Here is a 23,294-nt window from a genome sequence, read left to right as displayed (position 1 = left end):
GTTGGCGTATCACTCGCTCCCCCTCGCCAGCTGTCCGGCGGCCGGTGTCGGGCCGCCGCCCTCGTAGGTGACCCGCCACAGGGCCGACTTGGAGTCCGAGGTGAAGAAGCCGCGGCCGTAGTCCAGGACGTACAGCGCGCCGTCCGGGCCGAACTTCCAGCCCATCAGGTTCTTGATGCCGTCGTTGCCGACCGGCACGATCTTCTTCAGCGACTCCGAGTGCACCGGCAGACCGCCGTCGCCCATCGTCTCCGGGTCCATCAGCACCGCGTTGCGCGGCTGGTCGGCGTCGTAGAAGTCACCGACGAACCACTTGCCGTCCCAGTACGCGGGCCACGCGACCTCGCTGCCGCCGTCCGCGTCGTAGCGGTAGACCGGGCCGTTCATCGCGGCCTGGCCGCCGCCCTTGAGCCAGGGCAGCTTGTACGTGGCCTCGTCCTGCTCGTACGACGGGACGCCGTTCTCGTCGCGCGGGAAGTCGGGGCCGCCGCCCTGCGGCGAGTACCAGATGTTGTTGCCGGTCACCGGCGGCAGGTTGACCAGGCCGTCGTTGTTCGGCGACTCGTTCTTCGGGGCGTCGCAGTCGTACCAGCCCAGCGGCTTCGACGGGTCCGGCAGGTTCCGGTCCCGGTACGGCTGCTTGTTGCCCATGCAGTACGGCCAGCCGTGGTTGCCGGCCTCGGTGATCGCGGCGAACGTGTCGTACTTCGCCGGACCCCACGTCGGCGACGGGGCGCCGGCGTCCGGGCCGACCCAGCCCGCGTAGAGGACGTCGGTCTTCTTGTCGACGGAGATGCGCGCCGGGTTGCGGACGCCCATCACGTAGATCTCGCCGCGCGTCTTGCCGCCGCCCTCGGCGGTCTCCTTCCCGGTGAACAGGTTGCCCTCGGGGAGCGTGTACGTCCCGTCCGGCTCCGGGTGGATGCGCAGGATCTTGCCGTTGAGGTTGTTGGTGTTGCCGGCGGTGCGGCGCGCGTCGGCGAAGGAGACGCCCTTGAAGTTGGGCTCCGGGTTGTTGCCGGAGTAACCGCCGCTGAAGCCGCTGGAGTTGTTGTCACCGGTGGCGATGTACAGGTTGCCCTTGGAGTCCCAGGCCATCCCGCCGCCCGCGTGGCAGCAGCTGTGGATCTGCACCGGCCACTTCAGCAGCACCTTCTCGCTGCCGGGGTCCAGCTTGTCGGTCGCCCGGTCGAGCGTGAAGCGGGAGACGCGCCGCTCGGCCATGCGGGTCTCGCGGTTGATCTCGGAGTGGGGTGTGTAGTGCAGGTACACCCACCCGTTCTCCTCGAACTCCGGGTCCAGCTCGATGCCGAGCAGTCCCTCCTCGACCTTGGTCAGCTCGTCGCCGCCGCCCTTGTTGCCGAAGACGGTCAGCTCACCGGCGAGGGTGACCTCCTTCGTCTTCGGGTCCCAGACGTGGATCTCGCCCTTGCCCTTGCCGATGTCCGGGTCGTTCCAGTCGGTGACCACGGGCTGGGAGGCGTCCGCGCCGCCCCGGCCGATGTAGAGGACGCGGCCGTCGGGGGCGGTGACCAGGCCGTGCGGTTCGCCGATCTGGTCGTTGTGGCCCGGCTGGTTGGGCTTGGTCAGGCGCTCGGCCTTGTAGTTGCCGGTGATGGTGGCCTTGCAGTCGGCCTGCGCCAGCCGCGTGGTCCACATGAGGGCACCGCGCAGATGAGCGCGGAAGTCGGTCTCGTCGTACGACGAGACCGTGCCGCCCATGCCGGTGTAGAAGGACCGGCCGCCGTCGTAGTCCCGGCACCAGCTGACCGGGTGGTCCCAGCCGTTGGCGCTCTCCCCGGGCGCGTACGTCGACTCGCGCACCCGGGCGACCGTGTGCACCTCACCGGACGGGTTCTTCTGCCAGTTCAGCCACTCGTCGGGCCGCTTCCACTCCATCGGCAGGTCCTTGGTGGCCGGATGGCGCCGGTCACCGACCTCTACGACGGCCCGTTGGACCTTCGTGGGGCTGGAGGCCGCCGGGCGGGCGCCGACCAGACCGGTGAACCAGTCCGAGTACGGCTCCGCGCGGGCCGCGTCGTGGATGCCGACGAACCCGCCGCCCGCCTCCATGTACGCCTCCAGGCCCGCCTCCTGCGCGGGCGTCAGGACGTCGCCGCCGCCGGTCAGGAACACGACCGCGTTGAAGCGGCTGAGCTTCTTGTCGTTGGTGAAGACGTTGGCGTTGTCCGTGGCTTCGACCCTGAAGCGTTCCTTCGCCGGGCCGGACAGCCCGATCCGCTCGATGGCCGAGATACCGGCGTTCACGGCCGGCGACTCGTCGCCGGCCGCGGCGGACCCGTAGAAGACCAGCACCCGTACATTCGCGCCGCCGGGAGGCGACTTGATCGACATCGTTGTCAGGAGCGGCTCCGGCGCCGGACGCGCACTGGCGGCAGGGCCGGCCAGTAGTCCCGCGGCGACGAGACCGGCGGTGGCGAACGCCGCCCAGCCTCTGCTTCTCGCGCTCAACCCTCTTAAGGGCATGGGCACCTCCTAGGTCACGGCAGCAGCGCCAAGGAAGCTAGACCTCTTTGCGCGGTTCGCCAATAGGTATGACCGGGATCCAACGAACTTTGTCCTGAGTGTGGATAAACCGGTCGGCAACCGGTACCGTCCCACAGGTTCATCACAGCCAATCAGGGCGATCCATTGGCTAGGTCTCCGCAAATTCCGTCTCAGCGTGGGGAGTTCGGCATGGACAGGCGAGGCTTCAACCGACGGGTACTGCTGGGCGGCGCGGCCGTCGCGACATCGTTGTCCATTGCTCCGGAGACCGCGGGCGCGGCCGGCGAGGGCAAGGGGGGCACGGCGCCGACGGCACCGGCCGGCGGCGAGGTGAGACACATCAAGATGTACGCCGAGAAGCTGCCCGACGGCCAGATGGGCTACGGCCTGGAGAAGGGCAAGGCGTCCGTCCCCGGACCGCTGATCGAACTCAACGAGGGCGACACGCTGCACATCGAGTTCACGAACACGATGGACGTGCGCGCCAGCCTGCACGTCCACGGCCTGGACTACGAGATCTCCAGCGACGGCACCGCCATGAACAAGAGCGACGTCGAGCCCGGCGGCACCCGCACCTACACCTGGCGCACCCACAAGCCGGGCCGCCGCGCGGACGGCACCTGGCGGGCGGGCAGCGCGGGCTACTGGCACTACCACGACCACGTCGTCGGCACCGAGCACGGCACGGGAGGCATCCGCAAGGGCCTGTACGGACCGGTGATCGTGCGCCGCAAGGGCGACGTGCTGCCGGACGCGACGCACACGATCGTCTTCAACGACATGCTCATCAACAACCGCGACCCGCACACCGGACCCGACTTCGAGGCCACCGTGGGCGACCGCGTCGAGATCGTCATGATCACGCACGGCGAGTACTACCACACCTTCCACATGCACGGTCACCGCTGGGCCGACAACCGCACCGGCATGCTCACCGGCCCCGACGACCCGAGCCGGGTCATCGACAACAAGATCACCGGCCCCGCCGACTCCTTCGGCTTCCAGATCATCGCGGGGGAGGGGGTGGGCGCCGGGGCGTGGATGTACCACTGCCACGTGCAGAGCCACTCCGACATGGGGATGGTGGGGCTGTTCCTGGTGAAGAAGCCGGACGGGACGATCCCGGGCTACGACCCGCACGAGCACGCGCACGGCGGCGAACAGACCGCGGAGGCGCCCGCGCACCAGCACTGACGGGTCCGGTGGACGGTGACGAGAGCGCTCTCTCCCGTCCGGTGGCTGCGGCTATCCTGGCCGCAGCCACCGACGAGGAGCCCAGAAGTGACCGACACAGCGCCACGTCCCACGCTGGAGGCCGTGGCCGAGCGGGCCGGGGTCTCGCGGGCCACCGTCTCCCGGGTGGTCAACGGGGCGCACGGGGTGCGGGAGGCGCTGGCCGAGCGGGTCCGGCGCGCGGTGGAGGAGCTGGGGTACGTGCCCAACCAGGCCGCCCGCTCCCTCGTGACCAGACGTCACGACGCCGTCGCCGTGGTCGCCGCCGAGCCGGAGACCCGGGTCTTCGCCGACCCGTACTTCGCCCAGCAGCTGCGCGGCATCAGCAAGGAGCTGACCGCCCACGACAGCCAGCTGGTGCTGCTGCTCACCGAGGGCCGCGAGGACCACGCCCGCGTCGGCCGCTACCTGGCCGGCGGCCATGTCGACGGCGCGCTGGTCTTCTCCCTGCACCTCGACGACCCGCTGCCCGGCCTCGTCCGCGGCGCCGGTGTGCCGACCGTGTTCGGCGGGCGCCCCGGCTGGGACGACGGGCGGGACGACGTGGTCTACGTCGACAGCGACAACCGCGGCGGCGCCCGCGACGCAGTGCGCCACCTCGCCGGCCTCGGCCGCACCCGCATCGCGCACATCACCGGTCCGCTCGACCAGACCTCCGCGGCCGACCGGCTGGCCGGCTTCCGCGACGTGCGGGCGGACGCCGGCGAGGGGCTGGTCGCGCGCGGGGACTTCACCTCGGGCGGCGGAGAGCGGGCGATGCGGGAACTGCTGGACCGCCGTCCCGACCTGGACGCCGTGTTCGCCGCCAACGACCTCACCGCGGCGGGCGCCCTGAGGGTGCTGCGCGAGCGCGGGCGGCGGGTGCCGGACGACGTGGCCGTGGCCGGCTTCGACGACATGCTGCCGGTCGCCGAGGAGACCGACCCGCCGCTGACCACGGTCCGTCAGGACATCGAGGGGATGGGGCGGCTGATGGCCCGCCTGCTGCTGCGCGGCCTGGACCGGGACCCGGGCGCCGGGACCACCGAGCCGTCCCCGGCGGTCACACCGTCGGGAGTCGTGCTGCCGACCACCCTGATCCGCCGCGCGAGCGCGTGAGGCGGTGTGGACGCACGGCCACGCGCTTCCGCGCGCCGCCGTGCACCCTGGAGCCGGGCGGGGGATCATCGGGGCGGCCGGGGGCCCACGGCGCGGTGTTGATCCCGCGTTGATCGAACGTTTTTCGCCGCCCGGCACGCTCCTGCCATGCACATCGAAACCATCGCGACGCCCGACCTCGCCTGGCAGGAGGAGGCGTTGTGCGCACAGACCGGGGGCGACTTCTTCTTCCCCGAGCCCGGCAGCTCCGTACGGGACGCGAAGCGGATCTGCGCCCTGTGCCCGATCCGCACGGCCTGCCTGGAGTACGCGCTGAGCAACGACGAGCGCTTCGGGGTGTGGGGCGGACTGTCGGAGAAGGAGCGGCTGGCCCTGCGCCGCACCGCACCCACCCTCTGACCCCACCACGCCGGGCAACCCGCCCACCCGACACCGAGGCCGCCCCGCACCCGCTGCCGTGGGCCGACGTCTCGCGCCGGTGCCTCTGCGCTCGTCCGCCTGGTACGGAGGCGTGTCGGGCCCGCGGTCGTGAGCGGAGCCGTCTGCCACCGGATCGCTCCCTCGCGGGCCGGCCTCGCGCCCTGCCGCCCGGCATCGAGGCCGGCTCGGGTTCGCCCGTCTTGCGCCCGGCTGTCCGGCGCCGGGCCGTGGTGCGCCCGGCGAGCACGCGCCGGAGCGCCCCACCCGTCCCGCCCGGTACCGAGGCTGCCTCTGGCCCGCCTTGAGCCGAGGCCGCCTAGCGCCCGCCGGTCCCGCGCCGGGGCGCACCGCCTCGGCGGGGATGTGGTGTCAGCCGGCCGCCCGGGCCGCCATCCGGGCCTTGCGCGCCGCCAGCTTCTCGTCGAACTTGGCGGCCTCCGAGTCCAGGCCGCCCATGAACAGCCCCAGCTCCTCCTGGGCCTGCTGCCCCTCCGGGCCCAGCCCGTCGATCTCCATGACCTTCAGGAAGCGCAGCACGGGCTGGATCACGTCGTCGTGGTGGATGCGCAGGTTGTAGACCTCGCCGATCGCCATCTGCGCGGCGGCCCGCTCGAACCCCGGGATGCCGTGTCCGGGCATCCGGAAGTTGACGACCACGTCCCGCACCGCCTGCATCGTGAGGTCGGGCGCGAGCTCGAAGGCGGCCTTGAGCAGGTTCCGGTAGAAGACCATGTGCAGGTTCTCGTCGGTCGCGATGCGGGCCAGCATGCGGTCGCAGACCGGGTCGCCGGACTGGTGACCGGTGTTGCGGTGCGAGATGCGGGTGGCCAGCTCCTGGAAGGCGACGTACGCCACCGAGTGCAGCATCGAGTGCCGGTTGTCCGACTCGAAGCCCTCGCTCATGTGGGCCATGCGGAACTGCTCCAGCTTGTCCGGGTCGACGGCCCGGGAGGTGAGCAGGTAGTCGCGCATGACGATGCCGTGGCGGCCCTCCTCGGCGGTCCAGCGGTGCACCCAGGTGCCCCAGGCACCGTCGCGGCCGAAGAGGCTCGCGATCTCGTGGTGATAGCTGGGGAGGTTGTCCTCCGTCAGGAGGTTCACCACGAGGGCGATCCGCCCGATCTCGGTGACCTTGGACTGGTCCTTCTCCCAGGCCTCGCCGTCCTCGAAGAGGCCCGGGAAGTTCCGGCCGTCGGTCCACGGCACGTACTCGTGCGGCATCCAGTCCTTGGCGACCTGCAGATGCCGGTTCAGTTCCTTCTCGACCACTTCCTCCAGCGCGTACAGCAGCCGGGCGTCGGTCCATTCGGCGGAACTGCCGAGGTGCGGGGAGACGATCGTCACGAATAACTCCAGGGGACGTGCGACAGACAGAGCGGAAAGCAACCGGCGAGCGGGCCGGCGAACTGAACCTACGGGATCGTAGGCTACGAAACCGTAGGTTACGAGGGCGTAGGTTAAACACACCGTAAAGGCCGCTGATCAGCACCCGTTCAGCAGGGCGTGCGAAGACCCCGAGACCCGCAGGTCCCGGGGCCGAACGGGTGGCCTGCCCGTCTCTCAGGCGTACAGCTCCCGCAGCCGGACCGAGAGACACGTCACACAGCCTTCGAGCTTCTCGAACTCGCCGATGTCCACCACCACCGGCTCGTGGCCGAGGTCGGCGAGCAGCTCCGCCGTCTTCGGCGCGCTCGCCGCCATCAGCAGCTTCCCGCCCCCGAGCAGCACCACGTGCGCCCCGGACTCCTCCGGCACCGGCAGGTACCGGGGGAACAGCGACGGCACGTCCGTCAGCGGGATGTGCCCGATCACCGACCCGTCCGGCAGCGCGGTCACCGCGGACTTCAGGTGCAGCACCCGGCTCACCGGCACGGCGACCACCCGGGCGCCCAACGGCTCGAACGCCGCCCGCAGCTGCTGGACACCGGCCGCGTTGGTGCGCCCGCCGCGCCCGACGTAGATCGTGTCGCCGATCTTCAGGACGTCGCCGCCGTCGAGTGTGCCCGGCTCCCAGACCCAGTTGACCGAGCAGCCCAGCCGCGCCACGGCCTCCTCGACACCCGGGATCTCCGCCCGCCGCGACTCTGCGCCGGGCCGCGTGATCAGGGCGACGTTCCGGTACATGACGACGGTGTCCTCGACGAAGACCGAGTCCGGGCAGTCGTCGGCCGGATCCACCTCCAGCGTCTCCCAGCCGTGCGCGCGCAGCGCCTCGACGTACGCCTCCCACTGTTCGACGGCGAGGCCGTGATCGACCCGCTCGCGTTCGACGTGGGTGACCAGCCCCTCGGCGAGGCGGGGGCTCGGGCGGCGGACGAGGGCCTTCTTGCTGGGCACGAGGGGTTCTCCGGGGTCTCCGAATCGGCGCTGGCTGGCTCCGGCGCCGGTGTCGCGGCGCCGGTTGGCCATCATGCAGGGCGGCCCGCGCGGACGAAACCCCGTCAGTGCCCCGTGGCCCTCCTGAGGTGCTCCGCCGTGCTGGAGTCCGGGGCGGTGAGCAGCTCGCGCGGGGTGCCCTCGAAGAGCACCCGGCCGCCGCGGCGGCCCCCGTCCGGGCCGAGGTCGATCACGTGGTCGGCGTGCGCGACCACGTCCAGGTTGTGCTCGACGACCACGACCGTGTTGCCGGCGTCGACCAGCCGGTCCAGCAGGGCGAGCAGCCCCTCGACGTCCGACATGTGCAGCCCCGTCGTCGGTTCGTCCAGGACGTACACCGCGCCGGTGCGGTGCAGGCGGGTCGCGAGCTTGATCCGCTGCCGCTCGCCGCCCGAGAGGGTGGACAGCGGCTGTCCGAGCGTGAGGTAGGTGAGGCCGACGTCGTGCAGGGCGCGCAGCCGCCGCCGTACGCCGGTGTCCGTGAAGAAGTCCAGGGCCTGCTCGGCGGTCATCCCGAGCACGTCGGCGATGGAGCTGCCGGCGACGGTCAGCCGCAGCACCTCCTCCCGGAAGCGCCGGCCCTCGCAGTCGCCGCAGACGGTCGTCACCGGGTCCATGAAGGCCAGGTCGGTGTAGATGATCCCGCGCCCCTCGCAGGTGCCGCACGCGCCCGCCGAGTTGAAGCTGAAGCAGCCCGCCTCGGCGCCCGTCTCCCGCGCGAAGATCCTCCGCACCGTGTCCATGATCCCGAGGTACGTCGCCGGAGTGGAGCGCGCCGAGACTCCGATCGACGACTGGTCGACGACCACCGTGTCCGGATGTCCGGCGACCAGTTCCGCGACCAGCGTGCTCTTGCCCGACCCGGCGACCCCCGTGACCGCCGTCAGCACACCGGTCGGGAAGGCCACCGTCACGTCCCGCAGGTTGTGCCGGTCGGCGCCCTTCACCCACAGCTCACCGGTCGGCGTCCGCGACTCCGCCTTCACCGTCGTACGGCGTCCGAGACAGCGGCCGGTGAGCGTGTCCGCCGCGGCCAGCTCGGCCGGCGTCCCCTCGAACACCACCCGGCCGCCGCCGGCGCCCGCCCGCGGGCCCATGTCGACCACGTGGTCCGCCAGCGCGACGACGTCCGGGTCGTGCTCGACGACCAGCACGGTGTTGCCCTTGTCGCGCAGGCGCAGCAGCAGGTCGCCGAGGCGCCCGACGTCGCGCGGGTGCAGCCCGACGCTGGGTTCGTCGAAGATGTACGTCATCCCGGTCAGGCTGGAGCCCAGGTGCCGCACGGTCTTCAGCCGCTGCCCCTCGCCGCCGGAGAGGGAGGCGGTCTCCCGGTCGAGGCTGAGGTAGCCGAGGCCGATCGCCTCGATCCGCTCCAGCGCGGCGACGGCGGCCCCGGCGACCGGCCGGGCCACCGGGTCGTCGATCCGCCGCAGTACGGCGATGAGGTCGGTGACCTGCATGCGGGAGCAGTCGGCGATGGAGTGCCCGTCGATCCGGGACGCGAGCGCCGCCGCGTTCAGCCGGGCGCCCCCGCAGTCGGGGCAGTCGCCCTCGACCAGGAACTCCCGCACCAGGTTCCGGGTCTTCTCGCTCATCGCCGACAGGTCCCGCTTCAGGTAGAGCCGCTCGAAGCGGTCGGCGAGCCCTTCGTACTCGGTGGTCCAGGTGCCGCCCGTGCCGTTCACGGTGACCTTGCTGCCGGGCCGGCCGCGCATCAGGAACGCCCGCTCCTCGTCGGTGAAGTCGCCGACGGGCTTGTCCGGGTCCAGTTCGTCGCTGTTGGTGTACGCCTGCCCCTGCCAGGTCCCCGCGGCGAACGGCGGGAAGCGGACCGCCCCGTCGGCCAGCGACCGGGCCGGGTCGAGGATGCGGTCCCAGTCGGGGCGCACCGTGCGGCCCAGCCCGTCGCAGCCCGGGCACATGCCCGACGGGTCGTTGAACGAGTACGCCGTCGCCGCCCCGGCACTGGGCGTGCCGTGCCGGGAGAACAGCACGCGCAGGGCCGAGTGGATGTCGGTCATGGTGCCGACGGTGGAGCGCGAGTGGCCGCCGACCGGCCGCTGGTCGACGACGATCGCGGGGGAGAGGTCCTCCAGGGCGTCCGCGTGGGGGCGCTCGTACTTGGGCAGCCGGTTGCGCACGAACCAGGTGAACGTCTCGTTCAGCTGGCGCTGCGACTCGACCGCGATCGTGTCGAACACGACCGACGACTTCCCCGAACCCGAGACGCCGGTGAACACGGTCAGCCGGCCCTTCGGGATGCGGAGGGTGACGTCCTGGAGGTTGTTCTCCCTGGCTCCGGTGATCGTGATGAACTCGCTCATGCGGGCGACGCTAGGCGGGATACCCGACAGCCTCTGGCGTGATTGCCCGAAGTTCTCCCTCCTCCAGCAGCAGCCACCGGGTGATGCCGATCGACTCCAGGAACGGCATGTCGTGGCTGGCCACGATCAGCGCCCCCTCGTACGACTCCAGCGCCGTGGTGAGCTGCCGGACGCTCGCCATGTCCAGGTTGTTCGTCGGCTCGTCCAGCATCAGCAGCTGCGGGGCGGGCTCCGCCAGCATCAGTGCGGCCAGCGTCGCCCGGAAGCGCTCGCCGCCGGACAGCGTCTGCGCCCGCTGGTCGGCACGGGCGCCCCGGAACAGGAAGCGCGCCAGCCGCGCCCGGATCCGGTTGTTGGTGGCGCCCGGCGCGAACCGGGCCACGTTCTCGGCGACGGTCAGCTCGCCGTCGAGGACGTCGAGGCGCTGCGGCAGGAACCGCAGCGGCACGTGCGCCGTCGCCTCGCCCGCCACCGGCTCCAGCTCGCCGGCTACGGTCCGCAGCAGCGTGGACTTGCCCGCGCCGTTGCGGCCGATCAGCGCGATCCGCTCCGGCCCGTGCAGGTCCAGCCCGCCCACTCGGGCCCCGTACCGCAGCTCCAGGTCCCTCAGGGTGAGCACGGACCGGCCCGGCGGCACGGCCGTGTACGGCAGGTCGACGCGGATCTCGTCGTCGTCCCGCACGGCCTCGACCGCGTCGTCGAGCCGCTCCCTGGCCTCGGCGAGCTTCTCCTCGTGCATGATGCGGTGCTTGCCCGCGGACTCCTGTGCCGCGCGCTTGCGTGCCCCCATGACGATCTTCGGCTCGCGCTTCTGGTCCCACATCTTCTGCCCGTACCGCTTGCGGCGGGCCAGCTTCACCTGGGCCTCGGTCAGCTCGCGCTTCTGTTTGCGCAGGTCGGACTCGGCGACGCGCACCATCCGCTCGGCCGCCTCCTGCTCGACGGCCAGCGCTTCCTCGTACGCCGAGAAGTTCCCGCCGTACCAGGTGATCCGCCCGGAACGCAGGTTGGCGATCTGGTCGACCAGGTCCAGCAGCTCCCGGTCGTGGCTGACCACGACCATGACGCCGGGCCAGGATTCGACGGCCGCGTACAGTCGCCGGCGCGCGTACAGGTCGAGGTTGTTGGTCGGTTCGTCCAGGAGCAGGACATCGGGCCGGCGCAGCAGCAGCGCGGCCAGCCGCAGCAGCACCGACTCGCCGCCCGACACCTCGCCGACGGTGCGGTCGAGACCCACGTGGGCCAGTCCGAGTTCGCCGAGTGTGGCGAGGGCGCGCTCCTCGACGTCCCAGTCGTCGCCGACCGTCTCGAAGTGCTCCTCGGCCACGTCACCGGCCTCGATGGCGTGCAGTGCGGCGCGCCGCGCGGCGATGCCGAGCGCCTCGTCGACCCGCAGCGCGGTGTCGAGCGTGACGTTCTGCGGCAGGTAACCGACCTCGCCGGCCAGGCGGACAGTGCCCTCGGCCGGGGTGAGCCGACCGGCGATCAGCTTCAACAGGGTGGACTTTCCCGACCCGTTGACGCCGACGAGCCCGGTGCGGCCGGTACCGAAGGAGGCGTCCAGTCCCTCGAAGACGGGGGTGCCGTCGGGCCAGGCGAAGGAGAGGGACGTGCAGGTGATCGAAACAGACATACGGGTCTCCGCGGTTGCTTGAAGCCGTCAGGGGCAAACGCGTATCGAGACACCGGGAGGAGGCGACCGCCGTCGGGCGAGGAAGGAGGATCCCGGGGAGTGCTGGGGCACGAAAAAAGCCCTGCTCCGCAAGGACGGCTCGAACGCCGAGGTCGCACGCGGCGTACACATGTGGCATGCGTTGACATGTGACGCGGTGTCTCAGGACCTCAGACGAGCAACGTCCTTCTCCAATCGGCGGCAACAGAAGCGTCGTACACAGTAAGAGGGACCGGTCCGACTGTCAACGCCTTTTGGCGAATCCGGTCCCACGCCCCTAGGAGGCCCCGTGCCCGACGGCTCGCTCTCCCTGCCGGCCCGGCTCTGCCTGCTGGCCTGGGACCCCACGCGGCCCGGCGCCACCGACACCGCCCGGGTCCACCACCTCGTGCGCGCGGGCGCGCTGACCGAGCTGGCACGACGAGGTCTGCTCACCGACGACGCAGGCATCGCCACCCCCGTCGACCTCGACTCCCGCTCCGGGGACGCCGTCCTGGACGGGCTGCTCGAACTCGTCCGCGAGTCCCTGCCGCACAGGTGGCGGACCTGGGTGCGGCGGTACGCCCGGGTCACCTTCGACGCCGCCCGGGAGCAGCTGGTGGCCGAAGGGTATCTGCGCGCCGAGAAGAAGCGGGTCCTCGGCGTCTTCCCGTCGGTGGAGTACGTCCCGGCACGCGCCGCGGCGGCGCGGACGCTGAGCGCGCGGACGCGGTCCGTCCTGGAGGGGGCGGTGCCGGCCGGTGAGGTGTGCGAGCGGGACGCGGTCGTGGCCGTACTGGCGGCGGCCGCGGAACCGCGCACCCTCGGACCCGCCGCGACCCGCGCGGGCCGGGAGGCCCGGATCGCGGAACTGACCGAACGCGGCACGGCGTCGGCGCCCGGCCTGCGCGCGATCCTGCTCGAGGTGCGGGGCGCGTTGCGCGCGGAGACGGGGGACGCCGCCGTGACGTCGTCGGGCGGCGGCTGAGGTGCTCCGGGAGGGCGGCCCCCTGGGCCTCTGTCTCAGCAGGTGCCGCGCATCAGCTCGGCCAGCTCGTGGTCCAGGTCCAGCTGGAGGTGCTCCAGCCCGACCGGCACCAGCTCGCCGGTGGCCTGCAGGAACCGGCGCAGCTCGCCCGAGCGGACGTGGATCACGGCGGTGCCCTCGGGCGCGTGGAACTCCAGCACGGTGCGGTCGTACCCGTACGGCCGCACCCGCACGTCGCCGTGGCCGTCCGGCTCCCGCATGCCCGAGATGAGCAGCTCGCGGGAGAACGTCCAGCACACCTCCACGCCTTCGAGGGTGGCCGGGGCCGGGAAGGTCATGCGGACGGCGAACGGGTCGCTGCGGTCGTAGCGCAGCGTGGCGGGAATGCTCGGCATACGCGGCGCGGCGGCGACGAGACGCGCCTCGACCGGCTGTTCGATGACGGTGGACAACGCCTTGCTCCCTCGTGACGGCTGGACGGGCGGGGGGTGGTTGGGCCGGGCACTGGAAGAGACGACGGAATCAGCCAATCCGTGCACACGACGAGCGAGTGACCTCTGTCACCGCGTTCATGCACGGGAGTGACGTGACTCTCCTCGCGCGCCACGCAAGGCACTTGGGCCACTCGTGCGCGGCCGCGCGTGCCGTCGCCGGCCCCCTGGACGGCGCCGGAGCGGTGGGCTAGCTTCGCCCGCCATGAGGCGCTTGGGGAGCATGCGACGCACGGTACGGTCCACCGGCAGGGGCGGCAGGCGCACGGGACGGGCGGTGATCGCGGGGGCGGTGTCCGCGGCCGCCCTCGCCGCGCTGACGGCCGCGGCCCCCGCGCAGGCGCACCAGCGGCCGCACTGGGAGCTGAAGGATACCGGGGACGCCGGGGCGTCCGACGTCCGTTTCCGCGGCCTCGCGGCGGTCAGCCGGCACACCGCCTGGGTGGCCGGCAGCCGGGGCACCGTCCTGCGGACCACCGACGGCGGCGACACCTGGCGGAACGTGTCGCCACCGGGCGCGGGCGGGCTGGAGTTCCGCGACGTCGAGGCGTTCGACGCCCGCCGGGCCGTGGTGCTGGCCATCGGCGAGGGGGAGGCGTCCCGCGTCTACCGCACCGACGACGGCGGGGCCACCTGGACCGAGGCCTTCCGCAACACCGACCCCCGGGCCTTCTACGACTGCCTCACCTTCTTCGACCGCCGGCACGGCCTCGCCATGAGCGACCCGGTGGACGGGAAGTTCCGCATCCTGTCGACCAGCGACGGCGGACGCTCCTGGAAGGTGCTGCCCAGCCGGGGCATGCCGGCCGCGCAGAACGGCGAGGCCGGATTCGCGGCCAGTGGCCAGTGCCTGGTCGCAGCGGGGCCGAAGGACGTCTGGCTGGCCACCGGCGGCGCGGCACGCGCCCGCGTGCTGCACTCCGCCGACCGCGGACTCACCTGGACGACGGCCGACGCCCCGGTCCCGGCCGGCGACCCGGCCCGGGGCGTCTTCGCCCTCGCCTTCCGCGACCGCGTCCACGGGCTCGCGGTCGGCGGCGACTTCCGCCCCGGCCAGACCTCCCCGAGGGCGGCGGCACGGACCGCCGACGGCGGCGGCACCTGGCGGTCCGCCGGCCGCTCGCCCGACGCCTACCGTTCCGGCGTCGCCTGGCTCCCCCACAGCCGGACCGCGGCCCTCGCGGTCGGGCCCACCGGCACGGACCTCACCACGGACGGCGGCCGCACCTGGCGGACGGTCGACACCGGCTCGTACGACACCGTGGACTGCACCACCGACCTGGGTTGCTGGGCGGCCGGTGAGCAGGGGCGGGTCGCCCGGCTGGAGCGCTGACACCGCGCGGGGCGGGGTGTTCGTCCGTAACGTGGGTACCCGTTCACCGAACGTGAGAGGAGTGAGCGGACATGCCGAGCGGTTCCGGCCCCAAGCGGGAGCGGCAGTACGAGCACATCAAGGACAGCGCCGAGGACCGTGGCGCGAGCACCAAGCGCGCCAAGGAGATCGCGGCCCGGACGGTGAACAAGGAGCGCGCGCAGTCCGGCGAGTCCAAGACCGCCAGCCGCACGTCCACGCGGGACAAGGCGCCGAGCAAGCGGGGCGGCCAGCGGTCCGGCAACCGCCAGGGTCCGCAGGGGCAGACCAAGGACCAGCTGTACCAGGAGGCCAAGCGCCGCGACATCAGCGGCCGTTCGAACATGAACAAGAGTGAGCTGCAGCGCGCGCTCGGCAGGTGAGCCCTACCCCTGGCCGAGCGTCTCCCGGTACGGCTCCAGCGCCGGCGCCGTCTTCGTGGCGACGAACTCGGTGACGCGGTAGGCGCACACGCCCGCCCTGACGAAGGGGTCGCCCGCCGCGATCTCCTCGACCCGCGCACGGTCCTCCGCGACGGCGATGATCACCCCGCCGTCGCGGGGTTCCTTGCGCCCGGACGCCAGGACCACCCCCCGCGCGTACAACTCGTCGAGCCACGCCACGTGCTCCTCCAGCACGGCGTCGACGGCATCCAGCGGGGCGGTGTAGGACAGCTCCAGTACGAACATGACCGGGAGCGTACTCCGGGGTCCCGTAGGCTTGCGGCCACCATGAGGACCGTGACCGCGCAGACCCCCGCCGACTGGCCCACGACCGAGGAGCGGGCCCGTGCCGTCCAGGACGAACTGCGGGCCCGCGCGGCGCTCGACGAACCGGGGCCGCCGCCCGGCATGGGCCGGGTGACCGGTGTGGACGTCGCCTACGACGACCAGCGCGACGTCGTCGCCGCGGCTGCCGTCGTCCTCGACGCCGCGACTCTCCGCGTCGTCGCCGAGACCACGGCCGTCGGGCGGATCTCCTTCCCGTACGTGCCCGGTCTGCTCGCCTTCCGCGAGATCCCCACCGTCCTCGCCGCCCTGGACGCGCTGCCCTGCCCGCCCGGTCTGGTCGTCTGCGACGGCTACGGCCTGGCCCACCCGCGCCGCTTCGGCCTCGCCAGCCACCTCGGGGTGCTCACCGGCCTGCCCGCCATCGGCGTCGCCAAGAACCCGTTCACCTTCACCCACGACGAACCGGACGCACCGCGCGGGAGCACGTCGCCGCTGCTCGACGGCTCCGAGGAGGTCGGACGGGCCGTGCGCACGCGTGACGGCGTCAAGCCGGTCTTCGTCTCCGTCGGCCACCGGGTGAGCCTGGACAACGCCTGCGCCCACACCCTGGCGCTGGCCCCGGCCTACCGGCTGCCGGAGACCACCCGCAGGGCCGACGCCCTGTGCCGCGAGGCCCTGCGGGCGGCCACCTACCCGGCCTGACCCTCGACGCTCCAGCGGCCCACCTCCCGGTAGGCCGAGTCGTGGATCTCGGCCCCGTCGCCGGGCCGCAGTCCGTAGTGCTTCAGGTTGCCGCCCCAGTACCGCAGGATCCGCTGCAGCTCGCCCGCGGGGTCCTCGGCGAGCGCGCCCTCGTCCATGGTGACTTCGAGAAGGAACTTCATACCTTCAAGGGTTTCATTGAACTCCTTCTTGGGACTTCACCGCGCTCGCTCACAGGTGCGGGCGCCCGACGGCGGACGAAGTCTCAAATCGGGGTGACGGTCATCGCCCGCCGGTGCTCAGCCGCGGGCTGAGTATCCGTACGGATGTCCCGTCCCGCCGGTGGCGGCAGGCTGGACGGCATGACGACGCACCGCACACCCGAGCAGTCCGCCCGCCGGCCCGCACCGCGCAGCGAGCGGGCGGTGGTCGCCGGGCTGGTGCTCGCCGTGGGTGCGGGACTGGCATGGGCCGGCGGAATGATCTACACGATCGTCGGTTGGTCGGGGTAGACGCCCGCCGCGGAGGCCCTTGAGGACAAGCGCGTCAGCGGGTCGCCGCCACCCGGAAGCGGAGGCCCGCGGCCCGCAGACGCTCGGTCAGGGCGTCGCCCATCGCCACGGCCGTCGTGACCTGCCCCGATGTCGGGGGCAGGTCGTCGAGGGCGAGGGAGAGCGCCGCCTCGGCGAACATCTTCGCCGTCTCGTCGTACCCGGGGTCACCGCCCGCGACCTCGGTGAACACCTTCCGGCCGCCACCCTCGCCCACGAAGCGGACCGAGAACCAGCTCTTCGCCCGCTTCTCGGCGCTCGGACCGTTGCCCGGCTCCAGCCGGGCGGACAGCCACCGCCGCGCGGGCGGCACCTGCGCCGCCGTCACCAGCGCGGCCACCGCCGCCACGCCGCCCACCGCGACGGGCAGCCGCCGCACGGCCGCGTAGTGGCGGTAGCGGAAGTCGGGGCCGTAGCGGTCCAGGGCCTTCGCGGAGCGGCGCACGATCTGCGCGTCGACGGTCGGCAGCGGCAACGCCCAGGCGCCCACCTCCCCGGCGAACCGGGGCGCGCCCGTCGGCGTCACCGCGCGGCGGCCCACCAGCCGGGGCTCGTGCCGCCGGCGTTCCAGCGCGGCGGCCCGCAGCTGGCGGCCGCGTGCGAACTGGCCCAGCGCCGAGGCGAACGTACCGCCGGAGAAGGCGGCGTCGACGCTCACGTAGCCGTCCACGGTCAGCGGTACGCCCTCGGGCAGCTGCCGCACGGTGAAGTACACGCCGAGGTCGTGCGGCACGGAGTCGAAACCGCAGGCGTGCACCAGCCGCGCGCCGGTCTCCCGCGCGCGTGCGTCATGACGGACGTACGTCAGGTCCACGAACTCGGGCTCACCGGTGAGGTCGAGGTAGTCCGTGCCCGCCTCCGCGCAGGCACCGGCGAGCGCGTCGCCGTAGCGGACGTACGGGCCCACCGTAGTGGCCACCACGCGCGCGTGCCCGGCGAGTTCACGCACCGAGGCCGGTTCGGACACGTCGGCGCGCAGCACCCCGACGTCCGGCGCGCCGGGCAGCCGGTCCCGCAGCCGGCGCAGTTTCTCCTCGTCGCGGCCGGCGACCGCCCAGCGCAACCCCTCGGGCGCGTGCGCGGCGAGATAGCGCGCGGTGAGCTCGCCGACGAAACCCGTCGCTCCGAAGAGCACGATGTCGTACGGCCGGTCGGCCTTGTTCTGCCCGCTCATGACACCCCTTCGTCACCCTTCGGCAACCCCTGGACCCGCAACGCGCGCCGTTGCCGGTGGCCGAGGCTAGCGTGAGGACCGCCGGCCCGAAGAGGGGCGCCCCATAATTGGCTAAGCGCTTGCTCGCTCGGGTCTTGTGCCCAGTGGGACACGTTCTTAGCATCACTGGTGTTACATCAGTTGTGTCACAGAGCTGGGGGCTCCATGTCGCAGGCAGGGACGGCGGGGCGGACACCGGGCGAGGGCCCGCTCGCCGGTGTGCGCGTGGTCGAGCTGGCCGGCATCGGACCCGGACCCTTCGCCGCCATGCTCCTGGCCGACCTGGGCGCCGACGTGGTCCGCGTGGACCGTCCCGGCGGCCCCGGCCTCGCGATCGACCCCGCGCACGACGTGACCAACCGCAACAAACGGTCCGTGGTCGTCGACCTGAAGGCGGCCGACGGCCCCGCCCGGGTCCTAGACCTGGCCGAACGCGCCGACGTGCTGATCGAGGGCTACCGCCCCGGCGTCGCCGAACGGCTCGGGGTCGGCCCCGGGGACTGCCACGCCCGCAACCCGCGCCTCGTCTACGGCCGCATGACCGGCTGGGGCCAGGACGGCCCGCTCGCCCAGCGCGCCGGACACGACATCGGGTACATCGCGCTCACCGGCGCCCTCGGCATGATCGGTGCCGCCGGCGCGCCGCCGGCCGTCCCGGCCAACCTCCTCGGCGACTACGCGGGCGGCTCCCTCTACCTGGTCGTCGGCGTACTCGCCGCTCTGCACCACGCCCGCGGGAGCGGCACCGGGCAGGTCGTGGACGCCGCCATCGTGGACGGCACCGCCCATCTCACCTCGATGATCCACGGCATGCTGTCCGCCGGCACCTGGCAGGACCGGCGCGGCACCAACCTCCTCGACGGCGGCTGCCCCTTCTACGGCACCTACGAGACCGCCGACGGCCGGTACATGGCGGTCGGCGCCCTGGAGCAGCGGTTCTACACCGAGTTCATGGAGCTCCTCGGCATCCCCGACCAGGCCCCGGCCCGCGACGACATGGCCCGCTGGACCGAACTGCGCGAGGCCGTGGCCGCCCGCTTCAAGTCCCGTACCCGCGACGAGTGGACGGCCGTGTTCACGGACTCCGACGCCTGCGTGGCCCCCGTCCTGACGCTGCGCGAGGCCCCGCACCATCCGCACCTCGCCGCGCGGGCCACCTTCACCGACCACGGCGGCACCACCCAGCCCGCCCCCGCGCCCCGCTTCTCCGCGACTCCCACCACCGTCCGCACCGGGCCCGCCCTGCCGGGCGCCGACACCGAGGCGGTGGCCCGCGACTGGGACGTCCCCCGGCTCGCCACCTCATCCGGAAACCCTCAGTGAAAGGCCTGCCAGTGAGTACCGAAGCGTACGTGTACGACGCGATCCGCACCCCGCGCGGACGCGGCAAGGCGAACGGCGCCTTGCACGGCACGAAGCCCGTCGACCTGGTCGTCGGCCTGATCCACGAGATCCGCGCGCGTTTCCCGGACCTGGACCCCGCCGCGGTCGACGACATCGTGCTCGGTGTCGTCGGGCCGGTCGGTGACCAGGGTTCGGACATCGCCCGCATCGCGGCGATCGCGGCCGGGCTGCCGGACACGGTGGCGGGCGTGCAGGAGAACCGCTTCTGTGCCTCGGGTCTGGAGGCGGTCAACCTGGCCGCCGCGAAGGTCCGCTCGGGCTGGGAGGACCTGGTCCTCGCGGGCGGCGTCGAGTCCATGTCCAGGGTGCCCATGGCCTCGGACGGCGGCGCCTGGTTCAACGACCCGATGACCAACCTCGCCACCAACTTCGTGCCGCAGGGCATCGGCGCCGACCTGATCGCCACCATCGAGGGCTTCTCCCGCCGCGACGTCGACGAGTACGCGGCCCTCTCCCAGGAGCGCGCGGCCACCGCCTGGAAGGAGAACCGCTTCGAGCGGTCCGTGGTGCCCGTGAAGGACCGCGCCGGCCTCACCGTCCTCGACCACGACGAGCACCTGCGGCCCGGTACGACCGCCGACTCCCTGGCGAAGCTCAAGCCGTCCTTCGCCGACATCGGTGAACTCGGCGGGTTCGACGCGGTGGCGCTGCAGAAGTACCACTGGGTCGAGAGGATCGACCACGTCCACCACGCGGGCAACTCCTCGGGCATCGTGGACGGCGCCTCCCTGGTCGCCATCGGATCCAAGGAGGTCGGTGACCGCTACGGGCTGCGTCCCCGCGCCCGGATCGTCGCCGCCGCCGTCTCCGGTTCCGAGCCCACCATCATGCTCACCGGGCCCGCCCCGGCCACCCGAAAGGCGCTCGCCAAGGCCGGGCTGACCATCGACGACATCGACCTGGTCGAGATCAACGAGGCGTTCGCGGCGGTCGTCCTGCGCTTCGTGAAGGACATGGGCCTGTCCCTGGAGAAGGTCAACGTCAACGGCGGCGCGATCGCGCTCGGCCATCCCCTCGGTGCCACCGGCGCGATGATCCTGGGCACGCTCGTGGACGAGCTGGAGCGCCAGGGCAAGCGGTACGGCCTCGCCACCCTGTGCGTGGGCGGCGGTATGGGCATCGCCACCATCCTCGAGCGCGTCTGAACCCCCTCCCGACGGACCACGACGGATCACCTGGAGCACACCCGCATGAGCACCGAGTCCACCACCATCCGCTGGGAGCAGGACGACACCGGGATCGTCACCCTCGTCCTCGACGACCCCGACCAGTCCGCCAACACCATGAACGCCGCGTTCCGTGAATCCCTCGCGGTGATCACCGACCGCCTGGAGGCCGAGAAGGACGACATCCGGGGCGTCATCCTCACCTCCGCCAAGAAGACCTTCTTCGCCGGCGGCGACCTGCGCGACCTGATCCGCGTCACCCCCGAGACCGCGCAGGACCTCTTCGACGGCGGCATGGCGATCAAGCGGAACCTGCGCCGCATCGAGACCCTCGGCAAGCCCGTCGTCGCCGCCATGAACGGCGCGGCCCTCGGCGGCGGCTACGAGATCGCCCTCGCCTGCCACCACCGCGTCGCCCTGGACGCGCCCGGCTCCAAGATCGGCTGCCCCGAGGTCACCCTCGGCCTGCTCCCCGGGGGCGGCGGCGTCGTCCGCACCGTCCGGATGCTCGGCATCACCGACGCGCTCCTCAAGGTGCTCCTCCAGGGCACCCAGTACAACCCGCGCCGCGCCCAGGAGAACGGCCTGGTCGACGAGGTCGCCGACAGCCGCGAGGACATGCTCGCCAAGGCCCGCGCCTTCATCGACGCCAACCCCGAGTCCGCCCAGCCCTGGGACAGGCCCGGCTACCGCATCCCCGGCGGCACCCCGTCCCACCCGAAGTTCGCGGCCAACCTGCCCGCCTTCCCGGCCAACCTGCGCAAGCAGACGAACGGCGCCCCCTACCCGGCGCCGCGCAACATCATGGCCGCCGCCGTCGAGGGCTCCCAGGTCGACTTCGAGACCGCCCAGGTCATCGAGGCCCGCTACTTCGTCGAGCTGGCCGCCGGTCAGACCTCGAAGAACATGATCCAGGCGTTCTTCTTCGACCTCCAGGCCGTCAACTCCGGCGCCAACCGGCCCCAGGGCATCGAGGCCCGCAAGGTCACCAAGGTGGCTGTCCTGGGCGCCGGGATGATGGGCGCGGGTATCGCGTATTCGTGTGCCCGCGCGGGCATCGAGGTCGTCCTGAAGGACGTGGCCCTGGAGTCGGCTCTCAAGGGCAAGGGCTACTCGGAGAAGCTGTGCGCCAAGGCCGTGGCCAAGGGCCGTACGACCCAGGAGAAGGCCGACGCGCTGCTCGCGCGGATCACGCCGACCGCGGAGGCGGCCGACCTGGCGGGCTGTGACGCGGTCATCGAGGCGGTCTTCGAGGACACCTCGCTCAAACACAAGGTGTTCCAGGAGATCCAGGACGTCGTCGCGCCGGACGCGCTGCTGTGTTCCAACACCTCGACGCTGCCCATCACCGCGCTGGCCGAGGGTGTCGAGCGGCAGGCCGACTTCATCGGGCTGCACTTCTTCTCACCGGTCGACAAGATGCCGCTGGTGGAGATCATCAGGGGGGAGCGGACCGGGGACGAGGCGCTGGCCCGGGCCTTCGACCTGGTCCGGCAGATCAGCAAGACGCCGATCGTGGTCAACGACTCGCGGGGTTTCTTCACCTCCCGGGTCATCGGTCACTTCATCAACGAGGGCGTCGCGATGGTCGGCGAGGGCATCGAGCCCGCCTCCGTCGAACAGGCCGCGGCCCAGGCCGGTTACCCGGCCAAGGTCCTGTCCCTCATGGACGAACTGACCCTCACCCTGCCCCGCAAGATCCGGGGCGAGACGAAGCGGGCCGTGGAGGAGTCCGGCGGCACCTGGACCGCACACCCCGCCGAGGCCGTCATCGACCGCATGGTCGACGAGTTCCAGCGCCCCGGCCGCAGCGGCGGCGCCGGCTTCTACGAGTACGGTGAGGACGGCAAGCGCGCCGGTCTGTGGCCGGGTCTGCGCGAGCACTTCACGAAGCCGGGCCACGAGATCCCCTTCCGGGACATGCAGGAGCGCATGCTCTTCTCGGAGGCGCTCGATACCGTCAAGCTCCTGGAGGAGGGCGTCCTGACCTCCGTCGCCGACGCCAACATCGGCTCGATCCTCGGCATCGGCTTCCCCGGCTGGACCGGCGGCGTACTCCAGTACATCAACGGCTACGAGGGCGGCCTGCCCGGCTTCGTCGCCCGCGCCCGGGAACTGGCCGACCGCTACGGCGAGCGCTTCACGCCGCCCGCGCTGCTCGTGGAGAAGGCGGAGAAGGGGGAGGTCTTCACCGACGGCCGCTGAGCCGCCCGTTCAGCTGAGGAGGCCGGATCATTCACCGGCCTCCTTGTCGAGCCACTCCCGCAGCTCCTCGCGCAGTGACCGCTGGAACGTGGTCAGCAGCGCCTGCACCACGAGCGGGTGCATGTGGGCGGACAGGGACCGCACGTCCCGCGTGTCGCGTTCGGCGACCGCGTCGCGCAGCAGGCGCGACAGGTCCCGCGCGGCGGCGCGGGAGTGCTCGAGGAGGGCCGTGCGGGCGGCGAGGACCGTCTCGGGGGAGAAGGGCACGTCGAGCAGCTCGACGCCGAGCCGGAGCAGCCCGGCGTCGAGGCGGTAGCCGTCGCCGTCGGGCGCCACGACGTCCATCGCGCCGAGCCGGTCCACCTCCTCGTCGGTCAGCGGCCGGCCCGCCCGCCTGCCCAGCTCCTCGCGGGTGACCCGCTCCACCGTCTCCGGCGCCCAGGAGGCCACCACCGCGCGGTGCAGCGCCAGGTCGTGCGCGCTCAGGTCCGGCGGCAGCTGCTTCAGGTACCGCTCGATCGCGGCCAGCGTCATGCCCTGGTGCTGCAACTCCTCGATCAGCGCCAGCCGGGCCAGGTGCTCCCCGCCGTAGCGCCCCACCCGGCGCGGGCCGATCACCGGCGGCGGCAGCAGCCCCTTGGTGCCGTAGAAGCGGACCGTGCGCACCGTGACGCCGGCCCGCCCGGCCAGCTCGTCGATCGTGAGGGTCTGCTCCCCGGTGTCGGCCGCCTCGGTGTCGCTCGTCGTCATGTGCAGCAGTATCGCTGTCTCACCATTGCTGTGACACCACCTGTGCACCACTGCTGTGCACCACACCTGTGCACCACCGGTGCGACAGGTGGAGACCGTCGGTGGATCATGTGAGAAGTCACGCTGTGTGAC

At 72.2% G+C, this 23,294-nt stretch carries 21 protein-coding genes; 11 read left to right on the top strand and 10 right to left on the bottom strand.

Annotation, left to right across the window (positions count from 1 at the left end):
- Positions 1-9 precede the first annotated feature (9 nt).
- On the bottom strand, positions 10-2,487 hold the full coding sequence (locus tag ACFW47_RS15040) for a ThuA domain-containing protein (RefSeq protein ID WP_386305987.1): 2,478 nt from the start codon (positions 2,485-2,487) through the stop codon (positions 10-12).
- 210 nt (positions 2,488-2,697) lie between these two features.
- Between ACFW47_RS15040 and ACFW47_RS15035 the strand changes: the two genes are divergently transcribed.
- From ACFW47_RS15035 to ACFW47_RS15025, 3 genes are all read left to right on the top strand, one after another.
- Positions 2,698-3,702: a multicopper oxidase domain-containing protein gene (locus ACFW47_RS15035; protein ID WP_386305986.1), complete on the top strand. Its 1,005-nt coding sequence runs from the start codon at positions 2,698-2,700 to the stop codon at positions 3,700-3,702.
- Between the two features lie 87 nt (positions 3,703-3,789).
- Entirely contained in the window at positions 3,790-4,839 is a 1,050-nt protein-coding gene (locus ACFW47_RS15030) for a LacI family DNA-binding transcriptional regulator (RefSeq protein ID WP_386305985.1), read from the top strand.
- Positions 4,840-4,986: 147 nt separating this feature from the next.
- Positions 4,987-5,238, top strand: a complete 252-nt coding sequence (locus ACFW47_RS15025) for a WhiB family transcriptional regulator (RefSeq protein WP_386278200.1) — start codon at positions 4,987-4,989, stop codon at positions 5,236-5,238.
- 390 nt (positions 5,239-5,628) lie between these two features.
- Here ACFW47_RS15025 and ACFW47_RS15020 read toward each other — a convergent pair whose 3' ends face one another.
- The 4 genes from ACFW47_RS15020 to ACFW47_RS15005 all read right to left on the bottom strand — a co-directional run bounded on the left by ACFW47_RS15020 (position 5,629) and on the right by ACFW47_RS15005 (position 11,592).
- Positions 5,629-6,603: an acyl-ACP desaturase gene (locus ACFW47_RS15020; RefSeq protein ID WP_386278198.1), complete on the bottom strand. Its 975-nt coding sequence runs from the start codon at positions 6,601-6,603 to the stop codon at positions 5,629-5,631.
- Positions 6,604-6,819: 216 nt separating this feature from the next.
- The gene (gene ddaH / locus ACFW47_RS15015; RefSeq protein WP_386305984.1) at positions 6,820-7,596 is read right to left on the bottom strand and encodes a dimethylargininase; all 777 of its coding nucleotides are present in this window, start codon (positions 7,594-7,596) and stop codon (positions 6,820-6,822) included.
- A 104-nt stretch (positions 7,597-7,700) separates the two neighbouring features.
- Positions 7,701-9,959: an ATP-binding cassette domain-containing protein gene (locus ACFW47_RS15010; protein ID WP_386278193.1), complete on the bottom strand. Its 2,259-nt coding sequence runs from the start codon at positions 9,957-9,959 to the stop codon at positions 7,701-7,703.
- A gap of 10 nt (positions 9,960-9,969) precedes the next feature.
- Positions 9,970-11,592, bottom strand: a complete 1,623-nt coding sequence (locus tag ACFW47_RS15005) for an ABC-F family ATP-binding cassette domain-containing protein (RefSeq protein ID WP_386305983.1) — start codon at positions 11,590-11,592, stop codon at positions 9,970-9,972.
- A 328-nt stretch (positions 11,593-11,920) separates the two neighbouring features.
- On the opposite strand from ACFW47_RS15005, the gene ACFW47_RS15000 reads away from it, so the two are divergent.
- Positions 11,921-12,598: a GPP34 family phosphoprotein gene (locus ACFW47_RS15000; RefSeq protein WP_386278189.1), complete on the top strand. Its 678-nt coding sequence runs from the start codon at positions 11,921-11,923 to the stop codon at positions 12,596-12,598.
- A 35-nt stretch (positions 12,599-12,633) separates the two neighbouring features.
- Here ACFW47_RS15000 and ACFW47_RS14995 read toward each other — a convergent pair whose 3' ends face one another.
- On the bottom strand, positions 12,634-13,050 hold the full coding sequence (locus ACFW47_RS14995) for an SsgA family sporulation/cell division regulator (protein ID WP_386278188.1): 417 nt from the start codon (positions 13,048-13,050) through the stop codon (positions 12,634-12,636).
- 262 nt (positions 13,051-13,312) lie between these two features.
- Between ACFW47_RS14995 and ACFW47_RS14990 the strand changes: the two genes are divergently transcribed.
- Together ACFW47_RS14990 and ACFW47_RS14985 are read left to right on the top strand one after the other, a co-directional pair.
- Positions 13,313-14,422: a WD40/YVTN/BNR-like repeat-containing protein gene (locus ACFW47_RS14990; protein WP_386305982.1), complete on the top strand. Its 1,110-nt coding sequence runs from the start codon at positions 13,313-13,315 to the stop codon at positions 14,420-14,422.
- 71 nt (positions 14,423-14,493) lie between these two features.
- Positions 14,494-14,823 (top strand): plasmid stabilization protein, encoded by a 330-nt coding sequence (locus tag ACFW47_RS14985; protein WP_386305981.1) that lies wholly within the window; start codon positions 14,494-14,496, stop codon positions 14,821-14,823.
- Between the two features lie 3 nt (positions 14,824-14,826).
- On the opposite strand, the gene ACFW47_RS14980 is transcribed toward ACFW47_RS14985, so the two are convergent.
- Complete coding sequence (locus ACFW47_RS14980; RefSeq protein WP_386278183.1) at positions 14,827-15,129, bottom strand: YciI family protein; 303 nt, start codon at positions 15,127-15,129, stop codon at positions 14,827-14,829.
- 42 nt (positions 15,130-15,171) lie between these two features.
- On the opposite strand from ACFW47_RS14980, the gene ACFW47_RS14975 reads away from it, so the two are divergent.
- Positions 15,172-15,873 (top strand): endonuclease V, encoded by a 702-nt coding sequence (locus tag ACFW47_RS14975; RefSeq protein WP_386305980.1) that lies wholly within the window; start codon positions 15,172-15,174, stop codon positions 15,871-15,873.
- Here the strand turns inward: ACFW47_RS14975 and ACFW47_RS14970 are convergent.
- The gene (locus ACFW47_RS14970; RefSeq protein ID WP_386278179.1) at positions 15,861-16,055 is read right to left on the bottom strand and encodes a hypothetical protein; all 195 of its coding nucleotides are present in this window, start codon (positions 16,053-16,055) and stop codon (positions 15,861-15,863) included. The two genes, ACFW47_RS14975 and ACFW47_RS14970, sit on opposite strands and share 13 nt — an antisense overlap.
- 180 nt (positions 16,056-16,235) lie before the next feature.
- Between ACFW47_RS14970 and mmpA the strand changes: the two genes are divergently transcribed.
- On the top strand, positions 16,236-16,385 hold the full coding sequence (mmpA, locus tag ACFW47_RS14965) for a morphogenic membrane protein MmpA (protein ID WP_386278611.1): 150 nt from the start codon (positions 16,236-16,238) through the stop codon (positions 16,383-16,385).
- A gap of 34 nt (positions 16,386-16,419) precedes the next feature.
- On the opposite strand, the gene ACFW47_RS14960 is transcribed toward mmpA, so the two are convergent.
- On the bottom strand, positions 16,420-17,598 hold the full coding sequence (locus ACFW47_RS14960; protein WP_386305979.1) for a saccharopine dehydrogenase family protein: 1,179 nt from the start codon (positions 17,596-17,598) through the stop codon (positions 16,420-16,422).
- A 204-nt stretch (positions 17,599-17,802) separates the two neighbouring features.
- Between ACFW47_RS14960 and ACFW47_RS14955 the strand changes: the two genes are divergently transcribed.
- From ACFW47_RS14955 to ACFW47_RS14945, 3 genes are read left to right on the top strand one after another with little or no spacing between them, the layout of a single operon-like run.
- Positions 17,803-18,960, top strand: a complete 1,158-nt coding sequence (locus tag ACFW47_RS14955) for a CaiB/BaiF CoA transferase family protein (protein WP_386278175.1) — start codon at positions 17,803-17,805, stop codon at positions 18,958-18,960.
- Positions 18,961-18,971: 11 nt separating this feature from the next.
- A complete protein-coding gene (locus ACFW47_RS14950) occupies positions 18,972-20,186 on the top strand; it encodes an acetyl-CoA C-acetyltransferase (protein ID WP_386305978.1) in 1,215 nt (404 codons plus the stop codon).
- A gap of 45 nt (positions 20,187-20,231) precedes the next feature.
- Complete coding sequence (locus tag ACFW47_RS14945; protein ID WP_386305977.1) at positions 20,232-22,412, top strand: 3-hydroxyacyl-CoA dehydrogenase NAD-binding domain-containing protein; 2,181 nt, start codon at positions 20,232-20,234, stop codon at positions 22,410-22,412.
- Positions 22,413-22,439: 27 nt separating this feature from the next.
- Here ACFW47_RS14945 and ACFW47_RS14940 read toward each other — a convergent pair whose 3' ends face one another.
- Complete coding sequence (locus ACFW47_RS14940; RefSeq protein ID WP_386278169.1) at positions 22,440-23,162, bottom strand: MerR family transcriptional regulator; 723 nt, start codon at positions 23,160-23,162, stop codon at positions 22,440-22,442.
- Positions 23,163-23,294: the final 132 nt, after the last annotated feature.

The sequence above is a fragment of the Streptomyces sp. NPDC058796 genome, assembly GCF_042745235.1.
Taxonomy (GTDB): domain Bacteria; phylum Actinomycetota; class Actinomycetes; order Streptomycetales; family Streptomycetaceae; genus Streptomyces.
The sequence above is the reverse complement of the archived record's forward strand: the minus strand, read 5'-3'. Positions and strand labels throughout refer to the sequence as shown.

Excerpts from the sequence above, each read along its gene's own strand:
- ACFW47_RS15040 (WP_386305987.1), bottom strand. The coding sequence starts at position 2,487 with ATGCCCTTAAGAGGGTTGAGCGCGAGAAGCAGAGGCTGGGCGGCGTTC.
- ACFW47_RS15035 (WP_386305986.1), top strand. The coding sequence starts at position 2,698 with ATGGACAGGCGAGGCTTCAACCGACGGGTACTGCTGGGCGGCGCGGCC.
- ACFW47_RS15025 (WP_386278200.1), top strand. The coding sequence starts at position 4,987 with ATGCACATCGAAACCATCGCGACGCCCGACCTCGCCTGGCAGGAGGAG.
- ACFW47_RS15010 (WP_386278193.1), bottom strand. The coding sequence starts at position 9,959 with ATGAGCGAGTTCATCACGATCACCGGAGCCAGGGAGAACAACCTCCAG.
- ACFW47_RS15005 (WP_386305983.1), bottom strand. The coding sequence starts at position 11,592 with ATGTCTGTTTCGATCACCTGCACGTCCCTCTCCTTCGCCTGGCCCGAC.
- ACFW47_RS14990 (WP_386305982.1), top strand. The coding sequence starts at position 13,313 with ATGCGACGCACGGTACGGTCCACCGGCAGGGGCGGCAGGCGCACGGGA.
- ACFW47_RS14985 (WP_386305981.1), top strand. The coding sequence starts at position 14,494 with ATGCCGAGCGGTTCCGGCCCCAAGCGGGAGCGGCAGTACGAGCACATC.
- ACFW47_RS14980 (WP_386278183.1), bottom strand. The coding sequence starts at position 15,129 with ATGTTCGTACTGGAGCTGTCCTACACCGCCCCGCTGGATGCCGTCGAC.
- ACFW47_RS14975 (WP_386305980.1), top strand. The coding sequence starts at position 15,172 with ATGAGGACCGTGACCGCGCAGACCCCCGCCGACTGGCCCACGACCGAG.
- ACFW47_RS14970 (WP_386278179.1), bottom strand. The coding sequence starts at position 16,055 with ATGAAGTTCCTTCTCGAAGTCACCATGGACGAGGGCGCGCTCGCCGAG.
- mmpA (WP_386278611.1), top strand. The coding sequence starts at position 16,236 with ATGACGACGCACCGCACACCCGAGCAGTCCGCCCGCCGGCCCGCACCG.
- ACFW47_RS14960 (WP_386305979.1), bottom strand. The coding sequence starts at position 17,598 with ATGAGCGGGCAGAACAAGGCCGACCGGCCGTACGACATCGTGCTCTTC.
- ACFW47_RS14955 (WP_386278175.1), top strand. The coding sequence starts at position 17,803 with ATGTCGCAGGCAGGGACGGCGGGGCGGACACCGGGCGAGGGCCCGCTC.
- ACFW47_RS14945 (WP_386305977.1), top strand. The coding sequence starts at position 20,232 with ATGAGCACCGAGTCCACCACCATCCGCTGGGAGCAGGACGACACCGGG.
- ACFW47_RS14940 (WP_386278169.1), bottom strand. The coding sequence starts at position 23,162 with ATGACGACGAGCGACACCGAGGCGGCCGACACCGGGGAGCAGACCCTC.